General features: G+C 61.8%; 10 protein-coding genes. 7 read left to right on the top strand and 3 right to left on the bottom strand.

Going from position 1 to position 11616, the window contains the following annotated elements; genetic code table 11:
* Positions 1 to 233 precede the first annotated feature (233 nt).
* From JOY50_RS22665 to JOY50_RS22655, 3 genes are all read left to right on the top strand, one after another.
* Positions 234 to 1562, top strand: a complete 1329-nt coding sequence (locus JOY50_RS22665) for an IS110 family transposase (protein WP_243055877.1) — start codon at positions 234 to 236, stop codon at positions 1560 to 1562.
* A gap of 391 nt (positions 1563 to 1953) precedes the next feature.
* A complete protein-coding gene (locus JOY50_RS22660) occupies positions 1954 to 2232 on the top strand; it encodes a type II toxin-antitoxin system RelE/ParE family toxin (protein WP_132844748.1) in 279 nt (92 codons plus the stop codon).
* Positions 2233 to 2244: 12 nt separating this feature from the next.
* The gene (locus JOY50_RS22655; protein ID WP_016502199.1) at positions 2245 to 2529 is read left to right on the top strand and encodes a HigA family addiction module antitoxin; all 285 of its coding nucleotides are present in this window, start codon (positions 2245 to 2247) and stop codon (positions 2527 to 2529) included.
* Between the two features lie 4 nt (positions 2530 to 2533).
* Here JOY50_RS22655 and JOY50_RS22650 read toward each other — a convergent pair whose 3' ends face one another.
* A complete protein-coding gene (locus tag JOY50_RS22650; RefSeq protein ID WP_138737061.1) occupies positions 2534 to 4321 on the bottom strand; it encodes a monovalent cation:proton antiporter-2 (CPA2) family protein in 1788 nt (595 codons plus the stop codon).
* Between the two features lie 199 nt (positions 4322 to 4520).
* Positions 4521 to 6011 (bottom strand): YifB family Mg chelatase-like AAA ATPase, encoded by a 1491-nt coding sequence (locus JOY50_RS22645; protein WP_132844763.1) that lies wholly within the window; start codon positions 6009 to 6011, stop codon positions 4521 to 4523.
* A gap of 257 nt (positions 6012 to 6268) precedes the next feature.
* Between JOY50_RS22645 and JOY50_RS22640 the strand changes: the two genes are divergently transcribed.
* Complete coding sequence (locus JOY50_RS22640) at positions 6269 to 8287, top strand: DUF4034 domain-containing protein (protein WP_132844765.1); 2019 nt, start codon at positions 6269 to 6271, stop codon at positions 8285 to 8287.
* A 95-nt stretch (positions 8288 to 8382) separates the two neighbouring features.
* On the opposite strand, the gene JOY50_RS22635 is transcribed toward JOY50_RS22640, so the two are convergent.
* Positions 8383 to 8646, bottom strand: a complete 264-nt coding sequence (locus tag JOY50_RS22635) for an accessory factor UbiK family protein (RefSeq protein ID WP_026034671.1) — start codon at positions 8644 to 8646, stop codon at positions 8383 to 8385.
* Between the two features lie 424 nt (positions 8647 to 9070).
* On the opposite strand from JOY50_RS22635, the gene glnK reads away from it, so the two are divergent.
* From glnK to sutA, 3 genes are all read left to right on the top strand, one after another.
* Positions 9071 to 9409 (top strand): P-II family nitrogen regulator, encoded by a 339-nt coding sequence (glnK, locus tag JOY50_RS22630; protein WP_002555808.1) that lies wholly within the window; start codon positions 9071 to 9073, stop codon positions 9407 to 9409.
* Between the two features lie 46 nt (positions 9410 to 9455).
* The gene (locus JOY50_RS22625) at positions 9456 to 10787 is read left to right on the top strand and encodes an ammonium transporter (protein ID WP_016502193.1); all 1332 of its coding nucleotides are present in this window, start codon (positions 9456 to 9458) and stop codon (positions 10785 to 10787) included.
* Positions 10788 to 11216: 429 nt separating this feature from the next.
* The gene (gene sutA, locus JOY50_RS22620; protein ID WP_019473552.1) at positions 11217 to 11546 is read left to right on the top strand and encodes a transcriptional regulator SutA; all 330 of its coding nucleotides are present in this window, start codon (positions 11217 to 11219) and stop codon (positions 11544 to 11546) included.
* Positions 11547 to 11616 lie beyond the last annotated feature (70 nt).

Genomic DNA, 11616 nt, shown 5'->3' with positions numbered 1-11616 from the left:
CGGCTGGCCCGGTAGGGCCAGCCGCCTTTTGCTTTGTTAGGGTTCGTGTGCGCGGGACAGAGATCGTAGCCAGCACTGGTGTGTGTGCGCACACCCGCGTGGGAGAGTGATCCGCACGGTATCGGCGTGAAGTCCCTGTAGGCATCAGCTGAACCAGCTGTGACCACGTATGAGAGAGTGAACCCTTTCGCCACCGTGTGCCCCGCGCGCCCTTTATCCTGCGAGGATTCATCATGGCGCGCAAGCCTTCCAAGCAACGCTTTACCGTCGTTCATCCCGATTGCGCTGCGATCGACGTAGGTGGCCGAGAGCATTTTGTCGCGGTCGACCCTCGACACGACAACGCAGTCCAGTCCTTCACGTCCTTTACCGACGACTTGTACAAGTTGGCCGATTGGCTCGAAAGTCTGGCGATCAAGGTCGTAGCCATGGAGTCCACTGGCGTTTACTGGATCCCCATTTACGAGATTCTCAGCGAGCGCGGTTTCGAGGTTTACCTCGTCAATGCTCGGGCGACACGACAGATCACCGGGCGCAAATCCGATGTTCTGGACTGCCAATGGATCTGGCAACTGATGACTCATGGACTGCTCAGAGGCGCATTCCGCCCCGATGATCTGACCTGCTGTGTCCGCTCACTGGTCAGGCAGCGGGCCTCCAAAGTGAAAGACCAGGCGCAGACCCTGAACCGGATGCAGAAGGCCATGAGCCAAATGAACATCCAGCTGGCCAATGTCATCAGTGACATTTCCGGCGTAACTGGCATGAGGATTTTGCGAGCCATCTGCGCAGGGGAACGGGACCCAGTGCAACTGGCTGAACTGACCGACCGCCGCATCAAGGCAGGCAAGGAGGCTGTCGCTCGGAGTCTTCATGGCAATTGGCGGCGCGAGCATTTGCATGCGCTAACTCAGGAATTGGCTGCCTATGACTTCCTTGAGCAGCAAATTGCTGATTGTGACGACGCCATAAAAACCGCGTTAGAGCAGCTGCCAGTGCTGCAAACCAAGCCAGAGCCATCCAATAAGCCTTTACGAAGCCCACACCGAAGCGGCGCCCAGCAGACTGAATTGCATCAGACATTGTGGAAGGTTCTTGGCGTGGACCTAACCGCAATTCCGACCATTGGGGTGGACACTGCGTTAGTGCTGGCAGGGGAGATCGGTACAGATCTATCACGCTTCCCGTCCTCACAGCACTTCTGCTCTTGGTTGGGACTGGCTCCCCCTACCCGAATCTCCGGCGGTCATCGACTGGCAGGTGGCGGGCCCAAAATAGTCAATCGAGCAGCTCAAGCACTCAAACAGGCCGCATCCAATGCTCGTAACGACAAGGGTTTCATTGGCGCATCGCACCGAGCCAGGCTGACTCGAATGGATACCAGCTGCGCCATCAAAGCCACTGCGCATCAGTTGGCACGTCTGGTGTACAACCTGTTAACCAAGAAGCAGGCTTATGTTGAACAAGGTCTTGAGGAGTTCGAAAGCAGAAGCCAGGACCGGCAGGTCCGGGCTTTGCTTCGCAAAGCCCGGAAACTGGGGTATCAACTCGTGGCTGCCTGAAGGTTGAAAATCAATGGGTTGCATTTTGTTTGATGAGAGCGGGTTCACCCGCGAAGAGGGCGGTACAGGCAGCATCAATTCATGGGCTGTGGCTCAATCCCTTTCCGCAACGACTCAAGCAACCTTCTGCCGTTTCGAGCGCATTCAGGTTGCTCCGGAACAGGCTTTTGCCGGTGTCATCTGTTCACGCAGGAAGTGGTGAGCAGGACGTGCCCCCCACGCTATCACCCTTTTTGGGAAATCTCCTACATGAAAGAGCGGAAGGCGTAACGGCGCTAAACGGGCACGCCAAGAGCAAACTGAGCACCCGGAAATTTTTCAGGAGTGACTCCATGCGCAGCGTCAACGCTAGCTTGAAAAGTGTAAGGTGCGACCTTACACTCAAGCATCAATGATAAGAAGTTTCAGGCACAAAGGCCTGAGGCTGCTCCATCAGCAACGTGACACGTCTGGAGTGCGTGCAGATCATGTGAATCGCTTGCGGCGTTTACTGGCTTCTCTTGAAGTTGCACAAACCGCAGCAGACATGAACCGGCCGGGTTACCGTCTTCATCCTCTGCACGGAAAGCTGGAAAGCTATTGGGCAGTAAATGTCTCGGGTAACTGGCGAGTGGTGTTCCGCTTCGTGGGTACCGATGTGGAGCTTGTTGACTATCTGGATTACCACTAGGAGGCTTGAGTCATGCCTATGTTCGATCCTCCCCATCCTGGGGAGTCTTTGCGCGAAGATGTGTTGCCCGCAGTTGGCATGAACGTTTCTGAGTTAGCTCGCCACCTCGGCTATTCGCGGGGGCAATTGTCCACCGTACTCAATGGGCGCGCCGCCATTTCTGCCGATCTTGCTTATCGGCTTGAGCTGGCAGGCCTTGGGCCTGCCCGGCAATACCTTGCCGAACAGGCAGCTTACGATCTTTGGCAAGCCGCTCAGCGTGAGCATCCTCAAATAGAGCGGTTGGTGTTCGCCTGACCACTCAATCCGCATCCGAATCAAACAACCGCTCCAGCTCCACCCGCGCCTCCTTGGCCGTCTGCATCACCTTGGCCCGGTCATCGCGTACCTGCCCCTGGGCCACCAGCACTTCTTCGTCATGCTGGGTAAATCGCGCGATACGGTCCGCGGCCTGTTCATCGCTCAAGCCCAACCCCACCAGTGCCCGACGGGTCATCTCCAGGCTGGAGTAGAACGTCTCGCGAATCGGCTCGGCGCCTGCATCCAGTAACTTGTGCACATGCTGGCGGTTACGTGCCCGGGCCAGCACTTTCAGGTGTGGGTACAGGCGTTTCACCCGTTCAGCGGTATGAATGGCAGCTTCTGGGTCATCGATGGTGATGATGAAGTATTCCGCTTCACCCACCTTGGCGGCGTGCAGCACCTCGGGGCGCAGCGGGTCGCCGTAGAACACCGGCACCTGTTCGAACATGCGGGTCATCTCGATGGCGTCCACCGAGGTTTCCAAGGCTATGAACGGGATCTTCTGCGCCCGCAGGATGCGCGCGACGATCTGGCCCATGCGGCCCATGCCGACGATCACCACCCGCGGTGTATCCGTCTGGATCTGCTTGTACTGCTCGGGCACTTCACGCGCCGGTTGCGGGCGTTTGAGGGCGCGGGCGCAACCTAGCATCAGCAGCGGGGTGATGGCCATGGACAGGGTAATGGTCATCAGCAGCAGGTCGTAGGTCTGGGTGTCGAACAGGCCTTGGTCCTTGCCCAGCTTGAACACCACGAAGGCGAACTCGCCACCCGCCGCCAGCACCATGCCCAGGCGCAGGGCGCTGGCGCTGTTCAGGCCACCGACCAGGCGCCCGACACCTATCAGCAGCACCAGCTTTACCGCCACCAGCAGCAGGGTCAGGCCCAGTACCACCAGCGGCATGTCCAGCAGCAGGCGCAGGTTGGCGCCCATGCCCACGCTGATGAAGAACAGCCCCAGCAGCAGGCCCTTGAACGGCTCGATCTGCGATTCCAGCTCGTGGCGGTATTCCGAGTCGGCCAGCAGCAGGCCGGCGAGGAAGGCGCCAAGGGCCATGGAGATGCCGGCTTCTTCCATCAGCCAGGCTGTGCCGATCACCACCAGTAGCGCGGTGGCGGTGGACACTTCCGGCAGGCCGGTGCGGGCCACGGTGCGGAACACCGGGCGCAGCAGGTAGCGGCCACCGACGATCACCACGGCGATGCTGGCGAATACCTTCAGGCCGTGTTGCAGGCTGTCGCCGTGGCTGGCGTCCGGCCCACTGGCGGCCAGTAGCGGTACCAGGGCAATCAGCGGGATCGCAGCGATGTCCTGGAACAGCAGGATGGCGAACGCCAGGCGGCCGTGCGGGGCGTTGAGCTGCTTGCTCTCGGCCAGGCTCTGCAGGCCAAGGGCGGTGGACGACAGCGCCAGGCCCAGGCCGAGCACGATGGCTGCCGGCAGTGTCTGGCTGAAGCCGAACAGGGCAATGGCGCCGATCAGCGCGCCGGTCAGCAGTACCTGGGCGGTACCGACACCGAACACCGACTTGCGCATCAGCCACAGGCGCTTGGGCGACAGCTCCAGACCAATGATGAACAGCAGCAGGACCACGCCCAGCTCGGAGATATGCGCCACGCTTTCGGTGTCGCGGATCAGGCCAAGTGCTTGCGGGCCGATGGCCACACCGGCCAGCAGGTAGCCGAGCACGGCGCCCAATTGCAGGCGCTTGGCCAGGGGGACGGCGACGACTGCGGCAAGCAGAAAGATCACCGCAGTTTGCAGAAGGCTGCCTTCGTGTGGCATTGGCTCTTACTCCATGAGCTGCCGGGGCAGCGTTTGAACAGTTTGGCCGACGATTCTGAGGGGTGAGGCGGCGTCAGACAATCAGCTGCCCGGGAGAAACATTGTCCCGTAAAAAAGGACAGTTGCCGCAGGGCGCTGTCAATTGCAGGTTCTGCTGGTGGGGCTGAAATTTCCAGGGCCGCGTTGCAGCCCCGGCAATCTAACTGTTCCCCGGCCGATACTGCAGGGCCTCGGCCAGGTGCGGTCGGCCAATCGCCTCGCAACCCTCCAGGTCCGCCAGTGTCCGCGCCACCTTCAATAACCGGTGCGCCGCCCGCAACGACAGGGTCAACCGCTCGCAGGCCCCCTCCAGCCATGCCTGGTCCACCGCCGCCAATCCGCAATGGCGCCGCAACCCTTCGAGGTCGAGAAACGCATTCACACACCCTTGGCGACGCTGCTGTACCTCCCGCGCCTGCGCCACCCTGGCGGCCACATCGGCACTGGCTTCACCACAGGGCTGGTTGTTCAGCGTGGTGCTCTCGCGGGCCACGGTCAGGTGCAGGTCGATGCGGTCCAGCAGCGGCCCGGACAGCTTGTTGCGGTACCGCGCGATCTGCTCGGTGCTGCAGCGGCAGCGGCCAGTGGGGTCGCCCAGGTAGCCGCAAGGGCACGGGTTCATCGCCGCCACCAGCTGAAAGCGCGCCGGAAAGCGCACCTTGTCGCGGGCGCGGGCAATCACGATTTCGCCCGACTCCAGCGGCTCGCGCAGCACTTCCAGCACGCGCCGCTCAAACTCTGGCAGTTCATCGAGAAACAGCACGCCATGGTGGGCGAGGGTGATTTCGCCCGGTTGCGGCCGGCTGCTGCCACCGACCAGTGCCGGGCCGGATGCGGAGTGGTGAGGGTGGCGAAACGGTCGCTGCGGCCAACTGCTCAGCGGTGTATGCCCGCTGACCGACTGGATGGCCGCCACCTCAAGCGCCTCGTGCTCGTCCAGCGGTGGCAGCAGCCCGGGCAGGCGGCTGGCGAGCAAGGTCTTGCCGGTGCCGGGTGGCCCGGTGAACAACAGGTTGTGCGCCCCAGCCGCCGCCAGCATCAACGCGCGCTTGGCCGCCAGTTGGCCCTGTACCTCGCTCAAGTCGGGGTAGGGGCGTTGATGCAGGATCAAGCCATTGGCCGCGTATGGCGGCAATGGCACTTGGCCGTTCAGGTGGGCGACCAGCTCCAGCAGGTGGCCCACCGCATACACCACCAGCCCGCCGGCCAGGCTGGCTTCCTCGGCATTCTCGCGCGGAACCACCAGCGCCCGGCCCGCCTCGCGTGCCGCCAGGGCCGCGGGCAGCACGCCTTGCACTGCCCGCAATTTGCCCGACAACGCCAGTTCGCCCAGGCACTCGACCTCTGCAAGGCTGGCCGTTGGCACCTGGCCGTCGGCGGCAAGGATGCCCAGGGCAATGGCCAGGTCGTAGCGCCCGCCATCCTTGGGCAAGTCGGCGGGGGCCAGGTTCTGGGTAATGCGCCGCTGCGGGTAGTTCAGCCCGGAGTTGACGATGGCGCTGCGTACGCGGTCCTTGCTTTCCTTGACCGTGGTTTCTGGCAGGCCGACCAGGGTGAGATGGGGCAGGCCGTTTGCCAGGTGGGTTTCGACGCTGACCGAAGGTGCCTGCACACCTACCTGGGCGCGGCTGTGGACGAGGGCTAGGGACATGGACGCTCCGTTGTCGCTGAAAGGGGCCGCTTCCTGCGGCCTGGTCAAGGATAGCGATGGTTGCCACGGCAGGCGCAACAAGTGTGCGTCGTGGTTTTACAGGGCAGGGTTTTTCCCTGTGTTTTCCTAAAATTCGGCAAAAAATGGATCCAATAATCTTTGCGCAGGTGCCCGGTATGGCTTAGTGTTGTTCGGCAAATGCCGTTGCCATGGGATGGCACAGCGTCTTCTTTCAAATGGACTTGAGGTATTGCGCCGTGCAAACGCTCACCCGCACGCGCCAGGTCATCCGCGAACTGGTGCAGGCCAATTCATTCATTGAACTCACCCGCTTTTTTGACAGCCTTGAGGCGCAATGGCGCCAAGCCGCGCCTGGCGAATTTCCGGCCTACCTGGCGGCCATCGAAGGGCACATGCTGGTTGACCTGGAAAACCAGGGTGACAGGGCCCTGAGCCAAGTGCTCAAAGCCTGGGTTGATGCCTGCCCCAAGGCTTACCACCCGCAGGTGGTAATGGGCATGCACTGCTTCCACCGGGCCTGCCAGGTGCAGGATGGTGGCCAACGCAACGCTGCACGCTTGCTGGCCGTTGAGCAAATGTGTGAAACCGCGACCGCGCACCTGTTGCGCGCAATGGACCGCTGCGCACAACCCGTGGCAGCGGCCATTGGCATGCTGCGTGTCAGTGCGCATCTGCGCGAGCCTGGCTGGTTGATCGAACTGTTTCAGGGGCAACCTGCGCGGTACAGGCCCAGTGCCCATGCCGATGTGGAAGTGCAGGAAGCCGCGGCACCCTTACTGGTGAAGCACGGGCTGCTGCCCCTGGCCGAGCTGCCCCAAGCGTTACCGGCATGCCTGAGCAGGCGGGCAGATCACGAAAACGAAGCACCGCGCTATTACTGGTTGCGCCATGCGCTGGTGGCCCGCCCAGGTTGTTTCGAAGCGGTCAAGGCCCTCGCCGTTTACCTGCTGCCCCGTTGGGGTGCCAGTTTCGATGCGCTGGAGCTGTTGGCTGATGGACCGTTGTGCGAGGCATGGGACGAAGCGCTGCGCAATGCGTTGCGCTGGATGGCCGTCGAAGAACGGCTGAAGCTGCCGCATGCCGAGCAGTTGCAGGCCGTCGCCGGTTGGCAGCAACTGTTCGATGCCTGGTTGCAACGCCCGCTAAGGCCCAGGGAAAGCGCCGTAGTGCTGGCTTGGCGTGGCGCGCTGCGTAGCAGTGCCTTGCAAGACCATGCCGGCGGTATGCGCGATTTCGCCGCGAGCTTGGCCTGCAACGCCGATCACGGTGCCATCCCAGCCATGGGCGAGCCCTTTCGCTGTTTGGTCGGGCTGATACTGTGCGATGGCATGGCAGATGAACATCAACTGTTGCGCACCGCCATCGAACGCCTGTGTGAAGGCCGCTCGCATGCTGGCGCCTGTGCAATGCGTGCTGCCGGTCATCGCTTCGGCCTATGGGGGCTGCCACGCTCGGCCGAGCAGGCAAGGCTGTGGTCGCAGGTGGCGGTGAAGCGCCAGCGCGCGGGCCTCGCGCCAGGCTTCGAGGTGCTCGCTGTGGCGCGGCTGCTGTGGGCTGCCAACCGGCATGAGGTGGCTTGTTACCTGTATGAGCGCTGCGCCGAGCTGAGCTTGCCGGGGGCTGCCCTTGGCTTGTACGAGCTGCACAGCGGCGGCCTGGGCAACACCCCGGCGGACTATCTGGATGACGAGGCGGCTGAGCATTGGCTGCAGCGTGCGGTAGAGGCGGGCAGCAGGCAGGCCAAGTACAACCTCGCCTGCCTGCGCATGGAGGGTGATGAGGACCTGAATGAGCGAAGTGCCATGCTGGCCGTCAGGCGCCTGCTGGTCGATGCGTTGGGTAATCCGCAGACCAATGCTCGCGCGCGCTTGCACCTGGGTATTCTGTTGCGCCAATTTGGCGAAGCTCAGGAGCGGGCCGAGGCCGTCGCCTACCTGTCGAGCCTTGTCGAGCACCCGGACCCGTGGGTTGCCGGGCGCGCCAGCGCCGAACTGGGGTTGGCCTGGATGCAGGGGCGCGGCACCCGCAAGCAGAGCCGTTTTGCTGCCATCGAATGGGCCAACCGGGCAGTCAGCTTGCAGCCAGGGGATTCGGCCATTGAAGGCATCCAGGCCAAAATCCTCAACTCACACAACCGGGTGAAGACGTTGGTTACCCAGTGTGGTGCGGCCCTGTTTCGCGGCACCTTGCATCCCAGCGAGCTGCCGCCGAAACAGGCAGTATCCGAGCCGGCACGCCTGCGAGCCTCGGCCTGATACCGTGGCATTGACCGCGCCGGGCTGAACGTTGGTGACTTTGCCTTAAACATTATGTGCGCTGACTTTCATGGGAAAGCGCTGTGTATCGCATGTTAGTCCTGCGCTTCGGGGGGCATCCGTGCTTCCAGCTCGGCTACTTGTTTTTCCAGCGCCTCGAGGCGAGCACGGGTGCGCGCCAGCACGACCATCTGGCTGTCGAATTCGTCACGGCTGACCAGGTCCAGCTTGCTGAAGGCACCTTGCATCAGCACCTTGAACTGGCTTTCGAGTTCTGCACGGGGCTGGGCGGTATCGCTGCTGAACAGGCGCGAGGCCTGGTCGCTCAGGGCATCGAGAAGGGCTTTGGGCGCAAGCATGGGGCAGTCCGCTGAAACTGAGAATGGCCGGCAGTGTACCACGCACAAACCTGACGCTTGAGTGCACATTGGCCCTTGTGGGAGCGGCTTGTGGCATCGGCCTGTGGGAGCGGTTTTCAATCAGTTGCACATTTTTCGCGCAATGCGCCCTGCCTGGGCGCACCGAAACTGTGCATGTTTTCCATGCTGGCGACTGGCCAATCCCGACCCTTTCACATAACTCGCTGTTTTCCGGCCGTTTGCCGGAACTGGCAAGGTTTCTGCAAAGACCTGTACGAGCCATGCACTGATGCAGTTCCTTGTGACCAAGCAGTGCGCACGCGGAGCCGGATGCCGACGACGCGTTACAAAGCCAACCGCTGCGCTTAGACTTGAGACGGGTTTGTTTTCCTGGGGCAAGTCCACCAAATCGGGAGAGAGTTTCATGAAGCTAGTCACAGCCATCATCAAGCCGTTCAAGCTGGACGACGTGCGCGAGTCGCTGTCGGAAATCGGCGTGCAGGGCATCACTGTTACTGAAGTCAAAGGCTTCGGCCGGCAGAAGGGCCACACCGAGCTGTATCGCGGTGCTGAATATGTGGTCGATTTCCTGCCCAAGGTGAAGATCGATGTCGCCATCGATGACAAGGACCTTGATCGGGTAATCGAAGCCATCACCAAGGCAGCCAACACCGGCAAGATCGGTGACGGCAAGATTTTCGTGGTGAATCTGGAGCAGGCGATCCGCATCCGTACCGGCGAAACCGATACCGACGCGATCTAAGCAACAACAACGCCTCACCAAACCCAACGCCCCAGGAGAAAACAACATGACTCTGCGTAAGATCGCAGGGCTAGGAGCCCTATTGTCCCTCGTAATGCCCGGGCTTGCCCTGGCAGAGGAAGCTGCCCCAGCGCTGAACTCCGGCGACACCGCCTGGATGCTGACCGCAACGGCGCTGGTGCTGTTCATGACTATCCCGGGCCTGGCCCTGTTCTATGGCGGCATGGTGCGTTCCAAGAACGTGCTGTCGGTGATGATGCAGTGCTTTGCAATCACCGGCCTGATGAGCATTCTGTGGGTCGTCTACGGCTACAGCATGGCCTTCGATACCACCGGTATGGAAAAGGGCGTGCTCAACTTCAACTCCTTCGTCGGCGGCTTCTCCAAGGCCTTCCTCAGCGGCGTCACGCCCGAGAACCTGACGTCGGCCACTGCACTCTTCCCTGAGGCGGTATTCATCACCTTCCAGATGACCTTCGCCATCATCACCCCGGCACTGATCGTGGGTGCCTTCGCCGAGCGCATGAAGTTCTCCGCGATGCTGGTGTTCATGGGCATCTGGTTCACCCTGGTGTATGCGCCGATCGCGCACATGGTGTGGAGCGGTGACGGTGCACTGATGTGGGACTGGGGCGTACTGGACTTCGCCGGCGGCACCGTGGTGCACATCAACGCCGGTATTGCAGGCCTGGTCTGCTGCCTGGTACTGGGCAAGCGCAAGGGCTACCCGACCACCCCGATGGCCCCGCACAACCTGGGCTACACCCTGATGGGCGCGGCGATGCTGTGGATCGGCTGGTTCGGCTTCAACGCAGGCTCCGCCGCCGCTGCCAACGGCACCGCTGGCATGGCCATGCTGGTCACCCAGATCGCCACCGCCGCTGCTGCGCTGGGCTGGATGTTTGCCGAGTGGATCGGTCACGGCAAACCCAGCGCCCTGGGCATCGCTTCGGGTGTGGTTGCCGGCCTGGTTGCCATCACCCCGGCTGCAGGCACCGTGGGCCCGATGGGCGCCCTGGTGATCGGCCTGGCTTCGGGTGTGATCTGCTACTTCTGCGCCACCACCCTCAAGCGCAGGCTCGGCTATGACGACTCGCTGGATGCCTTCGGCGTGCACGGCATCGGTGGCATCATCGGTGCGATCCTCACCGGTGTGTTCGCAGCCCCGGCGCTGGGCGGCTTCGGTACCGTCACCGACATCGGCATGCAGGTCTGGATCCAGGCCAAGGGCGTGATCTTCACCGTGGTCTACACCGCCATCGTCACCTACGTGATCCTCAAGGTGCTGGATGTGGTGATGGGCCTGCGGGTCAACGAAGAAGAAGAGTCGGTCGGCCTCGACCTGGCTCAGCACAACGAACGCGGCTACAACCTGTAACTGCGACGCGGTAAAAACTTGCCCGGCTTGCCGGGCATTTTTTTGCCAGATTTTCAGCATTTCGCGCTTGGCAAACGGTTTATCCGTCACGTTCGCGACGTAGGTAAAAAACTTACAAGTCGTAGGGCGTTTATGGAGCTTTGCTTTTTCCACGGGCGCGCTAGAATGCGCGCCGAAGGGTGTTTGACGTGTAGTCCACACACTTCGCCAGCCTTTGCTAGGCTTGCCAATAGCGTGTGGCCAGCAGGGGCTAGATGGATTTGTCAGGTCCTGCCAGGAGCAGGGCCTGCTGGGTGCCGCCTCCCATCAGGAGCGCCGACCCAAGGGCAGTGGCCTAACCCACGGCCAGTTGAATTTTCACTGGTGGCTGCCGGTCTACGGCTGCACTGGTCTATAACTAACCTGCTTTCGCAAGTCATGAGGTAGAACATGAGCGACGACGATCTGGAAAACGACGACCTCGAAGTAGGCGATGAAGACGAGGCTGATGAAGGCCTCGAAGCGGCGGCTGACGACGGCGTTGAAGACGCTGGCGATGATGACAGCAGCCCGGCACCTGCTGCCAAGGGCAAATCCAAGGCGGCTGTCTCGGTAGACGAGATGCCGAGCATGGAAGCCAAGCAGAAAGAGCGTGATGCACTGGCCAAGGCGATGGAAGAATTCCTTTCGCGCGGTGGCAAGGTGCAGGAAGTCGAGGCCAACGTGGTTGCCGACCCGCCCAAGAAGCCGGACAACAAGTACGGCAGCCGCCCTATCTGAGTGGCTGAACGCAAAAAAGCCCGCCGTCGCTGCGGGCTTTTTTGTGCCTGTGAGTTTTGTGCTGGCTGTA

This window comes from Pseudomonas sp. BP01 (assembly GCF_022760795.1).
GTDB classification, from domain to species: Bacteria; Pseudomonadota; Gammaproteobacteria; order Pseudomonadales; family Pseudomonadaceae; genus Aquipseudomonas; species Aquipseudomonas putida_Q.
Note: the sequence above shows the minus strand (reverse complement) of the source record. Positions and strands in the feature narration are given on the sequence as shown.